Origin of the sequence: Chelativorans sp. Marseille-P2723, assembly GCF_902809845.1 — a bacterium.
Classification (GTDB): domain Bacteria; phylum Pseudomonadota; class Alphaproteobacteria; order Rhizobiales; family Rhizobiaceae; genus Chelativorans.
In genome coordinates this window covers 562,238-582,202 of sequence record NZ_CADDWI010000013.1, presented here as the reverse complement: position 1 = coordinate 582,202, position 19,965 = coordinate 562,238, and the positions used below count along the sequence as shown (strand labels likewise).

At 60.5% G+C, this 19,965-nt stretch carries 18 protein-coding genes; 12 read left to right on the top strand and 6 right to left on the bottom strand.

Annotated features, from left to right (window positions below):
* Positions 1-6: 6 nt before the first annotated feature.
* From HUS57_RS14185 to HUS57_RS14175, 3 genes are read right to left on the bottom strand one after another with little or no spacing between them, the layout of a single operon-like run.
* On the bottom strand, positions 7-1,320 hold the full coding sequence (locus HUS57_RS14185; protein WP_173934552.1) for a four-carbon acid sugar kinase family protein: 1,314 nt from the start codon (positions 1,318-1,320) through the stop codon (positions 7-9).
* Complete coding sequence (locus tag HUS57_RS14180) at positions 1,317-3,215, bottom strand: hypothetical protein (protein WP_173934551.1); 1,899 nt, start codon at positions 3,213-3,215, stop codon at positions 1,317-1,319. Before HUS57_RS14180 ends, HUS57_RS14185 begins: the two co-directional genes overlap by 4 nt.
* Before the next feature lie 44 nt (positions 3,216-3,259).
* Positions 3,260-4,087 carry a phosphogluconate dehydrogenase C-terminal domain-containing protein gene (locus HUS57_RS14175; RefSeq protein ID WP_173934550.1) on the bottom strand — a complete coding sequence of 276 codons (828 nt, stop codon included), beginning with the start codon at positions 4,085-4,087 and terminating at the stop codon, positions 3,260-3,262.
* Positions 4,088-4,323: 236 nt separating this feature from the next.
* On the opposite strand from HUS57_RS14175, the gene nanR reads away from it, so the two are divergent.
* Together nanR and HUS57_RS14165 are read left to right on the top strand one after the other, a co-directional pair.
* A complete protein-coding gene (nanR, locus tag HUS57_RS14170) occupies positions 4,324-5,085 on the top strand; it encodes a transcriptional regulator NanR (RefSeq protein WP_173934549.1) in 762 nt (253 codons plus the stop codon).
* A gap of 1 nt (position 5,086) precedes the next feature.
* The gene (locus tag HUS57_RS14165) at positions 5,087-6,403 is read left to right on the top strand and encodes a ribulose-bisphosphate carboxylase large subunit family protein (RefSeq protein WP_246727881.1); all 1,317 of its coding nucleotides are present in this window, start codon (positions 5,087-5,089) and stop codon (positions 6,401-6,403) included.
* 72 nt (positions 6,404-6,475) lie between these two features.
* On the opposite strand, the gene HUS57_RS14160 is transcribed toward HUS57_RS14165, so the two are convergent.
* Positions 6,476-7,840: an aspartate aminotransferase family protein gene (locus tag HUS57_RS14160; protein ID WP_173934548.1), complete on the bottom strand. Its 1,365-nt coding sequence runs from the start codon at positions 7,838-7,840 to the stop codon at positions 6,476-6,478.
* Between the two features lie 132 nt (positions 7,841-7,972).
* Between HUS57_RS14160 and HUS57_RS14155 the strand changes: the two genes are divergently transcribed.
* From HUS57_RS14155 to HUS57_RS14110, 10 genes are all read left to right on the top strand, one after another.
* Complete coding sequence (locus HUS57_RS14155) at positions 7,973-8,719, top strand: SDR family NAD(P)-dependent oxidoreductase (RefSeq protein ID WP_173934547.1); 747 nt, start codon at positions 7,973-7,975, stop codon at positions 8,717-8,719.
* An 89-nt stretch (positions 8,720-8,808) separates the two neighbouring features.
* A complete protein-coding gene (locus tag HUS57_RS14150; protein ID WP_173934546.1) occupies positions 8,809-9,846 on the top strand; it encodes an extracellular solute-binding protein in 1,038 nt (345 codons plus the stop codon).
* A 105-nt stretch (positions 9,847-9,951) separates the two neighbouring features.
* Positions 9,952-10,839: an ABC transporter permease gene (locus HUS57_RS14145; protein WP_173934545.1), complete on the top strand. Its 888-nt coding sequence runs from the start codon at positions 9,952-9,954 to the stop codon at positions 10,837-10,839.
* Entirely contained in the window at positions 10,829-11,653 is an 825-nt protein-coding gene (locus HUS57_RS14140; RefSeq protein WP_173934544.1) for an ABC transporter permease, read from the top strand. The genes HUS57_RS14145 and HUS57_RS14140 overlap by 11 nt, the downstream gene beginning before the upstream one ends.
* Positions 11,646-12,752: an ABC transporter ATP-binding protein gene (locus HUS57_RS14135; protein ID WP_173934543.1), complete on the top strand. Its 1,107-nt coding sequence runs from the start codon at positions 11,646-11,648 to the stop codon at positions 12,750-12,752. The genes HUS57_RS14140 and HUS57_RS14135 overlap by 8 nt, the downstream gene beginning before the upstream one ends.
* Before the next feature lies 1 nt (position 12,753).
* A complete protein-coding gene (locus HUS57_RS14130) occupies positions 12,754-13,509 on the top strand; it encodes an SDR family NAD(P)-dependent oxidoreductase (RefSeq protein WP_173934542.1) in 756 nt (251 codons plus the stop codon).
* Positions 13,510-13,522: 13 nt separating this feature from the next.
* Entirely contained in the window at positions 13,523-14,290 is a 768-nt protein-coding gene (locus HUS57_RS14125; protein ID WP_173934541.1) for an SDR family NAD(P)-dependent oxidoreductase, read from the top strand.
* A 13-nt stretch (positions 14,291-14,303) separates the two neighbouring features.
* Positions 14,304-15,416 (top strand): LLM class flavin-dependent oxidoreductase, encoded by a 1,113-nt coding sequence (locus HUS57_RS14120; protein WP_173934540.1) that lies wholly within the window; start codon positions 14,304-14,306, stop codon positions 15,414-15,416.
* A 7-nt stretch (positions 15,417-15,423) separates the two neighbouring features.
* Entirely contained in the window at positions 15,424-16,023 is a 600-nt protein-coding gene (locus HUS57_RS14115) for an NAD(P)H-dependent oxidoreductase (protein ID WP_173934539.1), read from the top strand.
* A gap of 57 nt (positions 16,024-16,080) precedes the next feature.
* Complete coding sequence (locus tag HUS57_RS14110) at positions 16,081-16,977, top strand: MurR/RpiR family transcriptional regulator (protein WP_173934538.1); 897 nt, start codon at positions 16,081-16,083, stop codon at positions 16,975-16,977.
* Between the two features lie 909 nt (positions 16,978-17,886).
* Here HUS57_RS14110 and HUS57_RS14105 read toward each other — a convergent pair.
* Both HUS57_RS14105 and phaZ read right to left on the bottom strand, forming a co-directional pair.
* On the bottom strand, positions 17,887-18,501 hold the full coding sequence (locus HUS57_RS14105; protein ID WP_173934537.1) for a transglutaminase-like cysteine peptidase: 615 nt from the start codon (positions 18,499-18,501) through the stop codon (positions 17,887-17,889).
* Between the two features lie 185 nt (positions 18,502-18,686).
* Positions 18,687-19,925 (bottom strand): polyhydroxyalkanoate depolymerase, encoded by a 1,239-nt coding sequence (gene phaZ / locus HUS57_RS14100; RefSeq protein ID WP_173934536.1) that lies wholly within the window; start codon positions 19,923-19,925, stop codon positions 18,687-18,689.
* Positions 19,926-19,965 lie beyond the last annotated feature (40 nt).

The window sequence follows — 19,965 nt, the reverse complement described above, 5'->3', positions numbered from 1 at the left end:
CAAGAATCAGAGATCGCGTAGCAGGGCAAAATAATCATCTCCCCCCACCTGGCCGCCTTTGAAGGTCACCTCGAAGGAAGATTCTTCGGTTGCGGAATGTGCAATGCATAAGGGAGAACCGGGCGCTCCGGGGATTGGCGTGCGGCACTCCAGCGCCGCAATTCCCATTGCCGCCATGGCATGGCTGGACGTATCCCCACCCGCGACGAGAACCCGCTTCAGGCGTGCCTTGCCGATCAGGGCCGACAGGATCGTGCCTAGCGCCAATCCCAGCAAGTGGCCTCCACTGCCGCCCCCCTTGTCGACCGGTATCTCGCCTTCGAGTGCACTGTAGAGCACCACGCTACGGCCATCCTCCAAAGCGGCAAGCCCCCCCTCCACCGTGCGCGCAATTTCCGCATCCCGCGCCGCTCCCGGTTGCGACAGTGCCGCTGCATCAACCGCGACGCCGGCGAAGCCATTTTGCAAGGCGTAGCGAATCTGCCTGCTCGTTGTTGGCGAACAGCTTCCCGAGACAACAGCGATCGGACCGGCGCCGCCGGGTGCCGCAAAATTCCGGGGCGAGCCGGAAAAAGGCGTGCCGGCTGCATCTGACGACAGCGCATACTGGACTCCGGAGGAGCCCACCACGAAACGTGCCTCGCCCCGTTTGCGCCAGAGCTGCCGTCCGACCTCTGCCTGCGTAAAGGCGTCGATCACGTCAAGCAGAACCGCCGCGCCTTCGGCAAGCGCTGCGTCCATCGCCCGATCAGCTTCCGGGGAGATGAGTGTCGCGCAATCGACAAGCGCAATCGTGCGATCCGTCTGGCGCGCAAGATGCCGGCGCAGATCGGCTTCATCCATGGGGGTTACAGGATGCCGGCTCATGACTGGATGACGGTCTATGCGGAAGCGTTTGCCGCGGAAATCGGCAAACAGATTACCGAATGCGGTCCATCGCCTGAGCTGCGGTGCCCCTACGACGATAGGGACGCTGGACTGTTTGAACACTTCCGCACCCAGGTCGAGGGCTCGGCCAATGCTGCCGATTTCGGGGCTGGAATCAAAGGTGGAGCAAACCTTGTAGTGGCAGATCGCAGCCCCTGTAGCGTCGAGCCAGCGGAAGATCGGCGGCAGGTGAGCGTCCATCCATTGCGGCGTTTCGCTTCGGCTTGTTCCGGCAATTCCAAAGGCTTGGTGGCCGCTGAAACGCTCAAGCAGGGTCTTGTCAGGTATGGCCGTGAACAGCACGGTCCGGATACCGCGAAGCTCCAGCGCTTCCATCACATCGGTGGAGCCCGTCAGGTCATCGCCATAATAGGCAAGCAGCGGCGCGCTCATGCGAGCTTCGCAGACTTCAGCACGGCGATGCCATAGGCGCCAAGCCGTAATTCGGAGCCGGCCGGGCGTTCCTTATCCAGCAGTGCGGCATCGTCGATGGATGCAAGATTGCTCTCGTCCAGAACGGCTGCATCGGCAAAAGCGCCGGTCCGGAGCGATATTGGCCGATCGGTAATGTTTGCGACAAGCAGATGCCGATCATTGCCGAGCGCCAGTGCGACGGAAGGATTGCTCGTGCGCACCTTCCTCAGCGGCTCGCCGGATATGCTTCCGAGTGTGCGCAGTGCGTGAAAGGCTGGCAGCAATGTGTTGTCCGCCAGCACACCGAAACGGCCGGTCAAAGCGCCAAGACAGAGCACTTCCAGTCCCCCGCTAGCGATGCTGGCAGCGTAACCCACCATCCACGCAGCGGCGAACAGGCCCTGCTGGCGCGGATCGTCCGAGCTCATGGTGATGCGGCGGCGGCCGGGGTTTTCGTTCAGCCGGGCGCCGTAGGGGTTGTGTCGCATGCCGATTGTGGATGGCCCGATGCGGTAGGGCTTGTCGCCATAGATTGCCCGCACCGACGCGATAATGAAGGGTAACGCTTCCAACGTCTCCATGACACTACGGTCGTCTGCTGCGTGCACGATGGGTGCCGTGGTGTGGGTAATGAAGTCGATGAACTCCGCCGGTGGACGCTTCCGGTTGAGCTCGGTGAAATAACTGAACATGCCTCCGCCAAGCCGCAGTTCGGGCAGCGCTTTGCGGGCGGCGCCATAAATCTCTTCAAACGACGGGCAATCGGGCCATATGCTGCCGGGCGGCGTCGATTTCAGGTCCGGAGCGGGACTGATGGCGAGTTCGGCAAGGCTCAATCCGGCCTTGTCGAGCAACGCGGCGAGTTCACTACACTCTCGTTCAGCGCTTTGGCGGCAAGGCAGGACGAACTCAAGCGTCGCCGGAAGATCCGCCTTTTGCTGAAGTTCGGCATAGGCAGCCAATTCAGCGGTGCCGTGACCTTCGAGCGGGTTGAAATGCAATATCAGGCGCGAAGCCCGGCTCGCCGCGAGAAGATCAAGTTCGGCGAGCGTTGCGGCGCACTCGTCTGGGATTACCGCAACCGCCATTTCCGGCATAGGCGCGATCGGTTCGCCAATCTCGACATCGATCGCCTCCCCCTCGCTGCGGGGGCCCGTTGATTGGGAGGCCGGCGCGCCGGAAATGGCGAGTGTCACGCGCTGGCGCACTGGAACGTTCGCCTCAAGCAGATAGGGCCAAGGCAGGGCGAGCGGGCGGACATAGGTCTTGTATGATGCGTCCGACCAGTTGCGCTGGTCTTCCATTTCAAAGGTGTCACCCTCCATCAGGCAGCGCACCTCGATACCTGGCGCCGGCCAATGCGTGATCGCACGCAGATCCATGAATGGCTGGGCGGGTTCGATGATCGCAGGAAAGCGCGCCTCGCGCACGCTGCCATCCACATGCTCTACTCGGGCCGGCGCGCCCGATACGCCCACGATGGGATGGAGGATGCAGAAGCCGCAGCGATTGGTGATGAAGGTATGGTCTGGAATGGCTTCCGCATCGAAGACAAGCTTGCCCTCCGCCGAGCCCGTTATCGAGGTTCTGACCAGGAGAGTGGCGTCGCCATTGCGGCACCGGGCTTCGGTGGTGACGCTGAACTGGCCGTCACCTTCCTCGATGTCGAGGCGTTCCGTCTCCAGTGCGAGCGTGCCCCAATTCTCGTCGCGCACCAAAAACTGGATAGCCCGGATCGCTTCGAGCCCATGCCAGCGCACTGCCCTAAGGTTGCCTCCATCCAGTTCCACCGCCAGTGGACCGGCGCGCAGGACACGGGATTCACTGACCGGCTCGCTCGTGCCCCATAGGGCCAGGGATCGCTGGTCAGTCATTCTTCAATTTCCCCGGAATCGCGCTGTACTACCCACGGCGCCCCTCACGTAATCCGTCTGATGCTTTCCAGCAGTTCCTGCGGTTCGAAGATGCGTTTCCAATCCTCGCGCATGAGCATCGGCTTGCCGAACTCGATCGCCTTGTTACACGCATCTGAGAAGACGCCGGGTGTTTCTTCGAAGATTACCGCCCCCAGGACGTTCATGTGGCCAAGCAGGAAGTCGCGCGCCGCCTCGCGCGGCACGCCCCGTTTGACCACCTCGTCCAGAGCCTCGCGCATCACGTCCAGCAGACTGGCGCATAAGGTCTCCGCAAGGCCGGGCTCGAGCAGGGCGAGCTGTTCTACCGTGATCCGGTGCGACCGCATCACCGGCGCCCAGATGATCTTCGCGACCTCCTCGCCTATGGCATAGGCCTCTTCCGGCCCCTGCATCAGCGCACAGACAATGTGCTGCTTGGCTGCTACGCCGCCGAAGAAGTCACGCTTGGCATCTGGATCGGTCTCATCGTTGAAGATTGGAGGGTGGCAGGGATGCGTTATGAAGTAAACCAGATCGTCGCGCTTGGGCAAATGGCCGGCAAAGGGTGCCGCCGCGTCCAGGACGATGACCATCGCTCCCCTCTTCAGATCGTCGAGGATGGAGTGGGCGACCTTGCCAATGGCCGTGTCGGGGACGGCGAGCACCACGATGTCTGCTCCCGGCACGGCTTCCTTCGCCGAAACGGAGGTAAGGCCAAGCCTCGTTTGAAGCAGTTCCTTACCAGCCTCGCTCACCTCCACGCATTTGAGTTTGAAACGGGACTCCTTGAGCTTCCCGGCCAGGCGGTAACCCATCTTGCCACCTGCACCGATGAGCGCGATTGTGGTCATGTTTTAATCTCTTTCACTACCAGGTTGCGCTAGGTCCTCCGCCAGACCTTGAACAATTACGGCGCCGACGGCATTCCAGTCTGCATCCATGGCCCGCGTCCATATCGCTTGCCGGAAACCTATTAAATTTCATCGAAGAGGTTAGGTCATCATACAAGTGGTGTCAATCAGAACAGCGCGGTGCTAGGATGCTGAGGAAGATGTGGAAGGACCGGTCTGAACAGAAGGAGACGAGAATGGAGCCCGTGCAGAAGCGTAAGCTCTATGAAGAAGTGTTGGACCGGCTGATTACGGCAATCTCCACGGCGGAATTCCCGCCCGGCTCGCAGCTTCCGTCCGAGCGCGAGTTGATGAACATGTTCGCTGTCGGCCGTCCTTCTATTCGCGAGGCTATGCTTACCCTGCAGCAGATGGGCTTGATCCGGATCTCGCACGGGGAGCGCGCGCGTGTCATCAATCCGGCGCCGGAAATCATTATCGATCAGATTTCAGCGGCCATGATCATGCTTCTGGCTGTCAGCCCGCGCGGGCTCGATGAACTGAAGGAAGCTCGGCTCTGGCTGGAGACGGCGATGGTGCGTATGGCCACGCGGAACGCCACCGCCCGGGATCTTGAAAGGCTGGGAGAATCGGTACGGGAACTGCAGGAAGCGCGCGGCGATCACGCTGCCTTCGTAGGCGCCGACATGGCCTTTCACGGCATCATTGCCGAGATGAGCGGCAATTCGCTGGTCGCTGCGGTGACGAAGGGGATGCTGCACTGGCTTTCCCGCTTCAAGCGGGAACTCGTCTCGGTACGCGGTGCCGAGCGGGTGACGATCCTGGAACATGAGAAGATCTACAAGGCAATCGTTAACGGCGACGGGGAGCAGGCTAGCGCACTAATGAGCGAGCACATTACAAGGGGGAATCAACTTTACCGGCAATTGGCCGACCCGGCCCTGGGGAATCCGGGCGCGTCGCTTGCTGCGGCATCCAGCGCGAACGGAGCCGACTGATATGACGACTACCACCAAAAAAAGTGCCGGAGCGGAGGCCACTGCCATGCAGGAACGTATTATCGCAACATATAACATAGAGACCGCCTATCCGCTTGAGGAAGCCGCCGCGGCCATGGCCGGTGAGCAATCGAGCGGAACCTTTCGTCCGGTGCCTGGCGAGACGCCGGAGCTGCTTGCCCGTTATGGCGCTCGCGTAGAAGCAATCGAGGACCTCGGCGAGGTTGCCGGTGGGCCGTCGCTTCCTCATTCCCGACCGCCGGCCTCGGCCGGCCCCAATCCCCGCAGCCGCAGGGCGCGCGTTTGCATTTCCTGGAATCTTGAAAACACCGGCGCCATTCTTCCGACCGTATGGTCGACCGTGCTGGGAAATCTGTTCGAGTTGCGGCACTTTTCTGCGCTTAAGCTCATTGACCTTCAGCTCCCCGATGCTTTTGCCGATGCTTATCCCGGCCCAGCGTTCGCGGTGGAGGGCACCCGGCGCGTCACGGGCGTTTATGGAAGGCCGATTGTGGGTACGATCATCAAGCCGAGCGTGGGCCTTGCGCCAGAAGCGACGGCGGAGATGGCGGACCGGATGATCGCTGCCGGGCTGGACTTCCTCAAGGACGATGAACTGATGGGGGACCCACCCCACTCACCCTTTGCCGAACGTTTCGAAGCGGTCATGAAGGTGGTGGATCGTCATGCCGACCGTACAGGCCGCAAGGCAATGTACGCTGTAAATATTTCCGGCGATCTCGATGCCATGCGCCGCCAGCTCGATATTATAGAAAAGCGCGGCGGGACCTGCGCCATGCTGGTGCTGAATTCTGTCGGACTGGCGGGTGTGGTGGAGGTTCGTCGTCACTCCTCCGTGGTGTTGCACGGCCATCGTGCCGGCTGGGGCATGTATGACCGCTCTCCGCATCTTGGCATAAGCTATATTGCCTACCAGAAATTCTGGCGCCTGGCTGGTGTCGATCATCTCCATGTAAACGGCCTTGCCAACAAATTTTGTGAACCTGACGACAGTGTGATCGCCTCGGCGCGGGCATGCCTTACACCGATGTTCACCCGGACGGACCGTCCTGATATCGTGATGCCCGTGTTCTCGTCGGGACAGTCCGCCGTCCAGGCTGGCGATACCTATCGCCGGCTCGGCAGCGACGACCTCATCTTCTGCGCCGGCGGCGGCATCGTTGCGCATCCCGACGGGATGGAGGCAGGCGTGCGATCCATTCATGAGGCCTTCGAGGCTGCCAAGGCGGGCATCCCCGCGGCCGAACACGCAAGAACACATCCCGCCCTTGCGCGCGCGCTTGAAAGCTTCGGCTGACACGTGGATAGCGAGCGGAGCCGCTCGCTTTTCCTGGCCTTCATCAAGCCAAGCTGCCCTTCCAAGAGGAGGTCAATTCCCGGCGAGCACCGCCGTTATCGCTGCGTCGAGCTTATCGACAATTTCGGCAACATGGCTTTCGTCGATGATGAATGGGGGCGCGAGCATCACGTGGTCTCCCGAAACACCGTCGACAAGACCGCTCATGGGATAGCAGATCAAACCGCGCTCCAGCGCTGCTGCCTTAAGCCGAGTTGCCAGTTTGCGGTTGGGATCGAAGGGAGTCTTGTTCGACCGATCGGCGACGAACTCCATCGCCAGCATCAATCCGCGCCCGCGGATATCGCCGATATGCGGATGATTGCCGAAGAGTTCCTGCAGAGCGTCTGCAAGCTGAGCGCCGCGCAGCCGCACGTTGGACAAAAGATCCTCGTTACGAATGATCCGCTGTACCTCCAGGCCAGCAGCACAGGCCGTGATGTGACCGGTATAAGTGTGGCCGTGCTGGAAAAAGCCCGATCCTTCGACAATCGTTTCGAAAACGGCGCGCGTGGTCATCATCGCGCCGAGAGGCTGATATCCCGAGCCGAGCCCCTTGGCCAGCGTGACGATGTCCGGAACAATTCCTTCCTGTTCGTAAGCGAATAAGGTACCGGTGCGACCCATCCCGCACATCACCTCGTCGAGGATAAGCAGCACGCCATACCGGTCGCAGATTTCGCGGATACGGGTGAAATATCCTTCCACTGGAGGAACTGCGCCAAGGGTCGCGCCTCCAACCGTTTCGGCGATGAAGCACATCACTGTTTGAGGACCGAGAGAGAGAATCGCCGCCTCAAGCTCGTCAGCGATGCGGCGCCCATAGGCCGCCTCCGTCTCATCATAGCGCTGCTCACGATAGGGGTAGCATGGGCTGATATGCCTCACCTCCGCCAGTAAGGGGCCGAATTTTTCGCGGCGCCAGATGTTACCGCCTGCCGCGAGCGCCCCCAGCGTATTGCCGTGATAGCTCTGCCGTCGCGAGATTATACGCCGTCGCGAGGGTTCGCCCTTATCGACAAAATATTGCCTTGCCACCTTGATGGCGGTTTCCACCGCCTCAGAACCGCCGGAGACGAAGTAGACCTTGTCCATCCCCGGAGCAGCTTCCGTCAGCAGATCCGCAAGCTCTTCAGCGACCTGGCTCGTGAAGAAGCCGGTATGAGCGAAGGCAAGCTCGTCGAGCTGGGCCTTGATGGCGGCGGTAAGACGGGGATGGCCGTGCCCGAGCGACGAGACCGCCGCACCGCTCGATCCATCTATGTAACGCTTTCCGTTTGTATCCAGAATATATGGGCCCTCGCCGCGCGCGGCCGAAGGCATCGTCACGGCCGGATAGCGATGGAAAACACTTGTTCTGATCGCGGACTGTTCTGGCCTGGCTGCTCGCTCGCCCATGCGTTTTATCCTCTTTGAAGAGCTGCTTAGCAATAGCACCGAGCCCCATTGTTATGCAACATATGCAATATTATTGACATATTGTACCATATGGTTCAATGTTGCCTGTCTGGAGAGAGTGGGAGGCTCGCCATGAACGCCGAATTCCAGGGCCAGAACGGGGTCATCACCGGTGCCGCGCGCGGGCTCGGCCGCACCGTTGCCCGGATGTTTGCCGAGGGCGGCGGTGTGGCCGTAATGGTGGATATCGACCGTGAGGGTGTGGAGAGTGCTGCAGCTGAATTGCGCGGGCGGGGCCTTGCCGCTCATGCCGTCGCGGCCGATCTTGCGCAGGAGGAGGAGCTTGCAGTCCTTCGCGGCCATCTGAAAGAGGTGTGCAATGACCGTCTAGACCTCCTCGTCAACAACGCAGGAGGCTGGCGTCACGGGCGTGCGGCTGAGATCAGCATGTCCGATTGGGAGTGGACCTTCCGCATCAATGTGACGGCCGCCTTTTTGACGACCCGCGCGCTGATGGACCTGATGATAGCGCGGGGGGACGGCCGGATAGTCAATGTCGCATCGACCGATGCGCACCGTGCCAAGCCAACATTGCCGCATTACGCCGCCGCGAAGGCGGCGCTCGTCTCGCTCACCAAATCGCTTGCCGAAGAACTAGCGCCGCACCAGGTGCTGGTGAACGCGGTCAGCCCTGGTGCGATCGCGACGGAAGCGGCCCGACAACAGCAATGGTTTGCAGAGCGCATCAAGTCGATCCCGCTGGGCAGGGCCGCCGAGCCGGAGGACATAGCGGAGGTGATTCTGTTTCTCGGCTCCCGCAGGAACAGGTTCGTCGTTGGCCAGACACTGATGGTGAACGGAGGAATGTTGATGGCGTGAATGATGCCAACTGACTTCGGCTGTCGACAGCCGCAGCGCGAGGGGAAACAAGACCGCTAACCGGTCACATAATGATAGGAGGATCAACAATGGCAAGTTCAAGGCAGTGCAAGGTAACACGCCGCACCGCGCTCGCCGGTCTGGGCGCCACGGGAATGGCGCTGGCGATGCCCGGCATTCTGCGCGCCCAGTCGAGCCAGCTCGTCATGGCAACGGGTGGAGGAAAGCTCGATGACGCATATCGCACAACGATCTTCAATCCGTGGAAGGAGGGCTACGGCGGCATCGATGTCATCACCACCAGCAACGAGGGCGCTCGCCTAAAAGCCATGGTGGAACAGAACAACGTCGAATGGGACCTCATTCAGGGGCCGGCGGAGGAACTGGTTGTCTATGCCCGCGAAGGTTTGCTGGAGCCCATCGATTTTTCCGGGATCGATCGCGACAAGATGATCGAGGGATCGATGCACGAGCACTTTGTGCTGACGGATCTGGCAGCTCATCACATAGCCTGGAACACCGATAATATTTCCGGTGAAGGCCCCGGCGACTGGTCCGCGCTGTTCAATCTGGACGGACGCATCAGTCTCTGGAAGAAGCCCTTCCAGACGCTTGAAGTTGCGCTTCTGGCCGATGGCGTCAGTCCTGCCGAGCTTTATCCGCTCGACATAGATCGCGCCTTGGCGAGCCTCGATAACGTCAGCGACAAGGTACTGTGGTGGGATACTGGCGCTCAGGGCGCGCAGATGCTGATCGATGGCGAAGTCGATGCCGGCTCCACCTGGAACGGCCGTGTCCATGAGCCTCGCAAGGCTGGCGCTCCCGTCGATTTTCACTTCAATCAGGCCGTCCTTGTCTCCGATGCTTGGGCAGTTCCCGCAGGAGCTCCGAACAAGGAGAAAGCGCTGGAGCTGCTTGCCTACGCCCTTTCGGCGGAAGCTCAGGCTGCCTTCGCCAAGGCTATCCCCTATGGGCCCGTCAATACGGATGCGGAGGCCCTGCTCGATGAAGAGGTGAAAGCCGACCTGCCCAAGCTCGACGGAAGCTCCGTCATGCTCGACGTCGATTACTGGGCCGATCACTCCGCCGAGGCGACCGAGCGTTTCAACAATTGGCTGCTGGGCTAGGGGTAACTGGCGGGCTCGCCCGCCAGATCCTCGGCGAGTTCGACCGCCTCGACCCGTCATAATGCGTAACAGGGCGCTACGCTCATGCAATCACATGGTGCGACAGTGACGCGGTCCCCTCAGGAAATCACGCCGGCGGGGGAAGAGATCCGGGCGTGGAACGCATCGCGGCTCTATCGTTGGCTTCTTGTGGCACCCATCGCTTTCATCGGTCTCTTCTTTTTGTGGCCGATAATGTCAGTGATTCACCGCAGCTTTGTCGATCCCGTCCCCGGCCTCGGCAATTACGAGCGGGTGCTATTTGCGGGACCTTACCTCAAGAGCCTATGGATCACCCTTCAGACGGCAGCCATCGTAACGGTGCTATGTCTCGTCATCGCCTACCCAGTCGCCTATGTCATGGCGCGCGCCCGCGGGAACCTGTTCGCATTAATGACGGCGATGGTCGTCACCTCGTTGTGGACCAGCGTGGTCATCCGTTCCTATGCGTGGATGGTCGTGTTTCAGCGTCGGGGCGTTCTCAATCAGGCACTCGTGGCGACCGGCATCACGGAACATCCTGTCAATTTCCTCCCCGGTACCCTGGCCGTCAATGTAGGCATGGTACACATCATGCTTCCCTTCATGATCCTGCCGCTGCTTGCGAACATGCGCAGCATCGACCGTTCGCTGGTTCTAGCGGCCGGTGTGATGGGAGCGAGTCCCTGGGCGGCATTCCGCAGGGTATTCCTGCCGCTGTCGATCCCGGGTATCAGCGCAGGCTCGGCGCTTGTCTTCATGATGTCGCTTGGCTTCTTCATCACGCCTTCGCTGCTTGGCGGACCGCGCCACATGATGGCTGCCGTCATGATCGAACAGCAGGCCAACAGGTTGCTCGACTGGGGTCTGGCCGCCGCACTCTCTAGCGTTCTGTTGCTGCTTACCGTTTCGATTTATCTCTTGTACCTGCGCGTCGTGCGCCATGCGGAAGGAGGGTTCGCCCATGCCCGCTGAGATCACGATGCCGCTCCGCTACCGTATATTCAACATGCTGCTTCTGGGAGTGGCGTGGGCCATCCTGGTCTACCTCGTCCTGCCGCAATTCATCATCTTGCCTCTGTCCTTCTCAAATCAAAGCTATCTTTCTTTCCCGCCCTCCGGCTGGTCCACCGAATGGTACGTCCGCATCGCTGAGAACCCGGCATGGAGCCAGGCGGCGTGGAACTCCCTCGCTATCGGCATCCCGACGGCATTCCTGTCGATGGTGTTCGGCACATTGGCAGCGCTTGCAGTTGCGCGCGGCGGACTGGGAAGGGCAGGTCTTACTGCGGCTTTCATCGTCGCACCGATGATGTTGCCGCATGTGATTCTGGCGATCGGCCTCTATCCGATGATGCTGTGGCTGGGACTGCTCAATTCCCACGCCGCAGCGATCGTCGGTCATACCGTAATCGGCATTCCGCTGGTCTTCATCACGGTCAATGCCGCACTTTCGCGTTATAACCTGGCCCTTGAACTTGCTGCCATGACGCTGGGTGCAAATCCATGGCAGACTTTCTGGAAAGTGACCTTCCCGATGATCCGCACAGGGGTGGTCATCGGCGGGATCCTTGCCTTCGCAACCTCCTTCGATGAACTGATGCTGGCACTGTTCCTCACCGGCGCCGGCACCCGCACTTTGCCCAGACTGATATGGGAACAGATGAACGATTATCTAACGCCGACGATTGCCGCCGCCGCGACACTGATCTTCGCTTTCACGCTCCTTCTGCTCATCATCGTTTCCATCCTGCAAGCCCGGAGCGGGAGGGTTGAATCCCATGGCTGAGCGGGGCGCAAGGCTGACGCTATCGGGTGTCGAGAAGCAATACGGGAAGGTCGTTGCATTGCACCCGACCGACCTCGAAATCGAGCCGGGTGAATTCTTCTCGCTCATCGGCCCGAGCGGATCGGGCAAGACCACGCTGCTCGGCACAGTTGCCGGTTTCACACCGCCGACTCGTGGAAGGATCAGCGTCGATGGAACGGATGTGGTCGCGGTGCCCCCTTACAAGCGCAACATAGGAATGGTCTTCCAGAACTATGCGCTGTTCCCGCACATGAACGTTTTCGAAAATGTCGCCTTTCCGCTGCGGCTGCGCAAGCTCCCGGCCGATGTCGTGCGCGAGCGGGTGGAATCGATGCTGCAATCGGTACGGCTGCCCCACGTAGGCAACCGGATGCCAAGTCAGCTTTCGGGGGGCCAGCAGCAGCGGATTGCTCTCGCCCGTGCGGCTGTTTACGGCCCGCGCATGCTGCTCATGGATGAGCCTCTCGGCGCACTCGACAAGAATCTGCGCGAGGAAATGCAATTGGAGATAAAGGCATTTCACGGCCAAGTGGACGCTACCGTACTTTACGTCACGCATGATCAGGACGAGGCGGCCACCATGTCGGACCGGCTGGCGATCATGAACAATGGTCGGATCGTCCAGCATGGTACACCTCGCGAACTGTACGAGCATCCGCGCAACGCTTTCGTTGCCTGCTTCTTGGGCAGGGCCAACCTGTTTCGCCCCATCGATGGGGTAGAGAGCACTGCCGGCGGCTATCGGCTGAGCGTCAAGGACGATGTCATTCTGAACGCCGTGAGCGCCAGGACCGGCGCGTTTACAGAGCGTGAGGCGGTGATCTGTGTGCGGCCAGAGGCTATCAGGCTCGAATCGCCTGATTTCAAAGGCGATGGGAACGGGACCAATGTCCTGCGTGGCACCGTCATCGATGCCGTCTACACCGCGGGAACTCTCCGCTACCAGGTCGATGCCGGAACGGGCTCTCCCGTCTCCGTATGGCTGCCCTCGGTGCGACAGTCGGAAATGCTGGCTGCCGGCGAACCTGTCACGCTTGCCTGGCCGGCCAATGCAACCTTGCTGATCCCGGAGGAATGAGATGGGGACGCTTGACAACAAGATCGCGTTGATCACCGGAGCGGGGGACGGAATGGGTAGGGCACATGCCGTTCTCATGGCCCGTCGCGGCGCCGATATCGCCATTGCCGACATCAATGAAGAAATGGCCCGGGAAACGGCCGAAATGGTTCGCGCAACGGGAAGGCGCGCGCATTACGCCGTGGTGGACATGGCCGACACGGAAGCCGTCATAGAGATGGCGCGCGAGGCTGGACGGATGCTGGGGCGCATCGACATTCTCGTCAACAATGCCGGGTTCGGTCAACGCGCACTGATCGAGGAGATTCGCGAAGAGGATTTCGACCGAATGATGGCCGTGCATGTGCGCGGGTCGTTCTTCTGCACACAGGCCGTAGTGCCCGCAATGAAGGAGGCTCGCTATGGCAAGATCATCAACATCTCCTCCATCTGGGGAATGGCGGGAGCGCCGGTGGCATCCCATTATTGCGGGGCGAAAGCCGCTCTCCTCGGCTTCACCAAGGCATGGGCGAAGGAACTGGCTCCCTGGAACATCCATGTCAATGCGGTGGCCCCCGGTGGTGTGCGCTCGGGTGGGCCGACCAAGCTCGATAATTCCGATGTTCTGAAAGCAAAGGAGGAGAAAGTGCCGCTCAAGCGCTATTGCGAGCCGGTCGAGATCTCCTACGCCGTCGCCTACCTCGCTTCGCCCGAGGCCGATTTCGTGACCGGCCAGGTGATCAGCCCGAATGGCGGCGAAACCATCGTTGGCTATTGAGGAGGATTGCGCCATGACAAAGGACCCCAATAGCCTTGAAGGCAGGATCGCCTGGATCACCGGTTCGGGACGGGGAATGGGCCGCGCCCATGCCGAACTCCTGGCCAGCCGCGGAGCCGACATCGTCATCCATGACGTACTGCGCGAGGAAGCGGAGGAGACCGCTGCCGCCATACGCGCCACCGGGCGCCGCGCGATGGTCTTCAACGATGACGTAACCGATGCTTGCGCGATGCGAGCGCTCGTGAGCCGGGTGGAGGCGCAGCTCGGCCCGATCGACATCCTTGTCAACAACGCCGGTATCGGCGAGCACGCGGAAATTGAGGAGATCACGCCTCAAATGTTCCAGCGCATGTTCGACATTCATGTGCGCGGCACCTTCTTCTGCACGCAAGCGGTTGTGGGCCGGATGAAGGAGCGACGCTTCGGCCGCATCGTCAACATCTCGTCGATCTGGGGTATGAACGGCCATCACACTGCCTCCCATTACTGTGCCGCCAAAACCGCAGTGCTCGGCCTCACGAAGGCATGGGCAAAGGAGCTGGCTGGCTTCAACATCCTCGTCAATGCTGTTTGCCCGGGCGGCGTGCTTACGGAGATGCCGATCAGGGTCCAAGGCATGGAAAAGATCCGCGCCAAGGAAAAGCTGGTGCCGGTCGGCCGCTGGGCCACGCCCGAGGAGATATCGTACGCGGTTGCGTATTTCGTCGCGCCAACCGGCAATTTCGTGACTGGGCAGGCCATCAGTCCCAATGGCGGCGAGACGATTGTCGGCTTCTAGAAAGGATAAAACTATGCATTTCGGCCTCTTCTGTCTCATGACACAGCGCGACAAGGCCAAGTCGCCGGGCACAATTTACAAGGAAACAGTCGAGCATGTTCGAATGGCCGAGCGCATCGGAATGGAAATTGCCTGGTTCGCGGAGCACCACTTCTCGAACTATTGCCTTTGCCCGTCGCCCTTGACGATGACCACCTATATGGCCGGCCAGACCAGCACCATTAGATTGGGACCGGCCGTTATTGTGGCCCCGCTATATGAGCCAATCCGCCTGATGGAGGATATCGGCATGGCGGACCAGATCAGTGGCGGCAGGCTCGTGCTCGGCTTCGGAACGGGCTACCAGGAATACGAGTTTCACAAGTTCAGCCGGGACCTCAAGCAGGCGCGCCAGGATCTTTTCGACGTGCTCGATCTTGCCGACTGCTATTTCAATCAGGAAATCTTCCGCTTTTCCGGGCGTCATGTAAATCTTCCGGAAACGGCCTTTTCCGTCCGCCCGGTGCAGAAGCGGCCGCAAATCTATGTCGCCGGTATGGCAGGGGACATTGAGGCTCAGCGTAGGGCAGCGGAGCGAGGTTACATTCCGTTCTTCACCACGGGCTGGAACAGCTCGGAGACGGTGGCCAAGATCAGGGAAACACTTTCCGGGACTTTTGCTCAAGCCGGTGGCGAGGTAGCGGCAATGCCGTTTGCCATCCAGCGTTACGTCTTTGTCACCGACAGTCGCGAAGATGCCCTGAAGGCGGCTGACGGGGCGCGCTATGTACGCCGAATCGCGCAGGCCATGCGTGGCAAATATGGCGAACTCGAAGGTGCATATTTGAAGGAGGTGCCCGCTGCGGACGAGCCTTCGCTGGAGGAGATCGCCGAGCGCTTGCCTATAGGCGACCCGAATACCGTCGCCGAACGGCTGGCGCGCGACATCGAGTTACTCAACCCGCATCATATAAGCTGCTTCATGGCCATACCCGGACTTACCCAGCAAGGCATACTCGCCTCGATGGAGCGGTTCGGCTCGGAAGTGATTCCGCTGCTTGAGCGTCGTTACGGCGATCTTTCCCGCCTTGGCACCCCGATGGCAAGCAATGAAACGGCGCCGAGGCAGGACGTTGTAGGAAGGTAACATACTTATGCCGCGCAGTGGGCAGCGTCCCTTCGTACTTGGATTGGGCGGAACATCGCGGGGCGGGTCCAGTTCGGAACGCGCAATGCGGGTCAGCCTCGCTCGCGCTGCCGAAATGGGTGCGGAGACCGCTGTTTTCTCGGGCGAGGACATGCTTCTGCCCATGTACAGCCCCGCGGAGATCAAACGCAGCCCGGCCGCCCAAAGGCTGATTGGCCTCTTTCGGCGGGCCGATGGTATCATCCTTGCATCCCCAGCCTATCATGGAACGATCTCGGGGCTGCTCAAGAACGCTATCGACTATGCGGAGGACCTCCGGTCCGAACCGCGCATATATTGGGACGGATGCGCAGTCGGTTGCATCTGCTGCGCAGGGGGCTGGCAAGCTGCAGGGCAGACTCTGGCTACGCTGAGAGCCATTGTTCATTCGCTACGGGGATGGCCGACGCCGATGGGTGTTGCCTTAAACACTTCGTTACCGATTTTCGATGCCAAAGGTGACCTGGTGGACGAGACGGCCCGGCGCCAGCTTGAGCTGGTGGGAACGCAGGTGGTCGAATTCGCCATGATGCGGGTGCGGGTGCGTAAGGAGATGAACGATGGTTGACGCATCCGCGGCATGCTGGCAAGCCGGCTAGCCGTGGCCAGACAGGAGCGACAACAGTTGAAGACGGCGGAGCATGCCTCTGGTGCGGTGCAGGGTACGATCGTCAATGTGCTCAAGGCGCGGTTTCCCGAACTGAGTCCCCGCCTGCGCAAGGCAGCGCGCTATGCCATCGACAATCCGGAGGAGATAGCCGTTCATTCCATGCGCTCCGTCGCCAGGCGGGCAGGCGTGCACCACAACGTCATGCTCAGGCTTGCCCGGGAAATAGGCTATGAGAGCTATGACGAGTTCCGTGATCTGTTCCGCAACATCGTGATGAGCGGTCGCCGGGCAGACTGGCTCCATCGCGCTCAAGCGATTCGCGCCAACTATCCCAAGGGACCCCATGGGCGCTTGATCGGCGAATATGTCTATCAGGAGCTCACCAACATTCAGGAGACCTTCGGTGAAATGGCGGTCAACAGTCTGAACCAGGCCGTAAGCCTCATTGAAGGGGCGAGGCGGGTCTATGTGCTCGGTCTTCGGAGCCTTTTTCCGGTCGCCTACTATTTTCACTATGTATGCCGGATGTTCGACAGGAAGACGATCCTGCTTACCGGACTAGGCGGCACCTTCGCCGACGAACTGCGCGATGTGGGAGATGGCGATGTCCTGATCGCCTTCAGCTATCATCCCTATGCGCGCGATGCGGTAAAGGCCGTGGAATTTGCACGCCAGCGGGGGACCCGTATCATCGCCATCACGGATAGTCTGGTCTCCCCCATCATCGATGCTGATAGCCTCAACCTGATCGTCAACAACAATTCCAGATCGCTCTTCCCAACGCTCCTGCCCGCTTTCGCCTTGGCGCAGGTCCTTGCGACGCTTTTGGTATCGGAAGGTAGTGAGGAAACCATCGCGGCCATTGCCCGCAGCCAGGAGCAGCTCGACAATTTCGGCGTCTATACGGAATAGCCGGCGGGCGGCGGCTCTTCTGATCTACAGCACTTGTAGATGTGACGTTTGCGTTCGCGTGTGATTCACCTTGGTGGAGGCGAATGATGGAAAAACACTGGGCGCAGATCTTCGGTCATCCTGATAACTGCGAACGAAGGAGCTTCGGCCCGGCACACGGCGGCGCGGCTTGGCGCTGGCGTGTCGAGCGCGATTCCTTATACGAGGGAGGATCGGCGAGCGGCAGCGCCTTCCGCCTCGATGCGCATGAAGCCATCATCGTCGGGCGACACCGAACAACGCAAGGATATCACGCTGAACGAGAATGGTGGAGCAGTCGATGGGCATTCAGCCGGAGCATCCCGACATCGTGAAGCGCCCGTCGGACCTGGTTTGGCGGCCAGCTCTTCCTCTATCCGGCAGCTCGTGTTCATCTGCGAGACGGGCTGTCGTCGAGATGGCACGCCGGCGTGCAAGAGCGCCACGCGGCACGCGACTGGCCGGGCTTGCCGGAGGCCATTGGAGAACACGACCTTCGCCGGCGCGGTGCCGCTTGCGGGCATGACTGTTGCCCTTTTGCCTATGAAGGCGTGCATGAACGGCACTGTTCCTGACATTATGTCGAGCAGGTGCAGGTCCCGAGACTTGTTGCAGGGCAAAATCCTCGCGATGGACAACCTGCCGGCCCAAAAAGGCCGCAGGTGCAATGCGATCGAGGCGGCAGGCGCTATCTGCCGCCTTAAAGGCCCGCACGCGATCCCTTCGAGAACGCCTTTTTAGGTCAAGGCGCTGCTGCGCGAAAGGCCGAAGGACCATCGCCGCTCTGTGGGACACCCCGGGGCTCAACTTCGACCTCTTCACTCCCGGCGGATGCGCGAAATGCTTCAAGGCAGCCGGATATCACCCGAACTAAAGAAGATGTGCTCTAGTTTAGTCCTTGACCGCGCCGACGAGAAGGTTGTTCTCGTCCTTGAGGTTGAGCCAGCGGCCCGTATGGTCGCTCGCCTGGCGCTTGAGGAATGTGTACTCGGTGTGGCTCCACAGCCTCACATCAGAATGCAGATTATCGAGGATATAATCGCCGCGGTCGGTGCGGATGGTGAGAACCGCGTGACCTTCCCCGTCCGGCTTGCGGACAACCGTGATCAGAAGATTGGCGAGATCGAGGCCTGCTTCGTGCAGCCGGCGACGCTTCTCCAGCACATAGTCTTCACAATCCCCGGCCCCGTTCACCGGATAGGTCCAGAACTCCTCCTTGCCATAGAGTTCGCGATCGCTCATCGGCCTTATTGCCTTATTCACATCGGCATTGACCTTGACGATCAGGCTCCACACATCCTCGTTCGTCTTTAGCGGGCCGTTGTCCCGCGGTCTAAGCGCACATTCGCGCGGATTGTTCTTGCAGAATTCGTAATGGCCAATCGGCTGGGACGTGAGCCCACCCGTCACCATCAGCCCGGACCCGGCAGCAGGACCACTTCCCACGCCGAGCAGAGACAAAGAGAATCCTAACGCGGTGATGAAAACCACCCGCCTAGCAGCCATGGCAGCCGCTCCCCAACCGTTTCTTTCGTTAATGATAAGTTAACGAAGTTCTAGTGGGCTCTGTCAACGGCAAAAGCGGAGATTCTATGGCTATGGTTACCGGACACCCGGTTGACCAGTGGATAAGCGCCGGCTTTTACTCTCAGCGTGTTCAGGCCGCCACACCTTTCGCGCTCCAATCCTCATCATCCGGAAACGCGTGCCTGCTCGCCGAGAAAGCGGAGGATGGCGGGCAGGATTTCAGCTTTGAAGCGCGTGCCGTTGAAGACACCGTAATGGCCCACTTCGGGCTGCAAGTGGTGCATCCGCTTGCCTTGCGGGATATTGACGCATAACGAGTGCGCTGCCTCCGTCTGCCCCACCCCCGATATATCGTCCTTGCCGCCCTCGACGGTCATGAGCGCGACATTGTGAACCGCTCGCAGATCAACGGGTTGGCCCCGGTGCGTCATTTCTCCTTTGGGCAGAAGGTGCCGGATGAACACTGTGTCCAAGGTCTGCAGGTAGAATTCGGCGGGAAGATCCATCACCGCGAGATACTCGTCATAGAACTCGCGGTGCTTCTCCGCCGAATCTCCGTCGTTCTTCACAAGATGCATGAAGAACTCGCGGTGGGCGGTGATGTGACGGTTCAGATTCATTCCCATAAAGCCGGAGAGCTGCAGGAAGCCTGGATAGACGAGCCGCATCATGCCCGGATTGGGCCATGGCACCTGCATCACAACATTGTTGCGGAACCAGGCGAGCCCGCGCTCTTGGGCCAGCCGGTTGATGATAGTCGGGTTGCGGCGGGTGTCGATGGGGCCGCCCATCAGAACCATCGCGGCGGGCAGGTTGCGGTCGCCCCGCGCCTCCATGAGGGCCACCGCCGCGAGCACCGGGACGGACGGTTGGCAAACCGCCATGACACTGGTGCCGGGGCCAAGCCGGCCGAACATGGCCATGAGGTAGTCGATATAATCGTCAAGGTCGAAGCTGCCCTGCGATAGTGGCACCATGCGCGTGTCCGCCCAATCCGTAATATAGACGTCAGCGTGGGGCAGCATCGCCTCGACCGTTCCGCGCAGCAAGGTGGCATAGTGGCCCGAAAGAGGCGCCACGATTAAAAGCTTGGAATCCGAGGCGTAATTTGCAGGCAAATCGCGCCGGAAGCGCAGGAGGCGGCAAAAGGGTCGCTCCCAGATGACCTCCTCATGGACGTCAACCTGCTTTCCTTCGATTACTGTAAAGCCAACGCCGAACTCGGGCTTCCCATAGCGCCGTGTTGTCCGCTCGAACACTTCCGCAGCGGCGGCAATAGAGCGGCCCCAAGGGGTTTCTGATACTGGATTGAGCGGGCTTGAATAGAGGTGCCTGATCGCATCAGCGCAGGCCCGCGCCGGCTGAAGCGCGGCATGTTGAAGCTCATAAAGCTGATAATACATCAGCGCACCTTTCCGGGGTGCGGGGAAGTGTTGAAGCCGC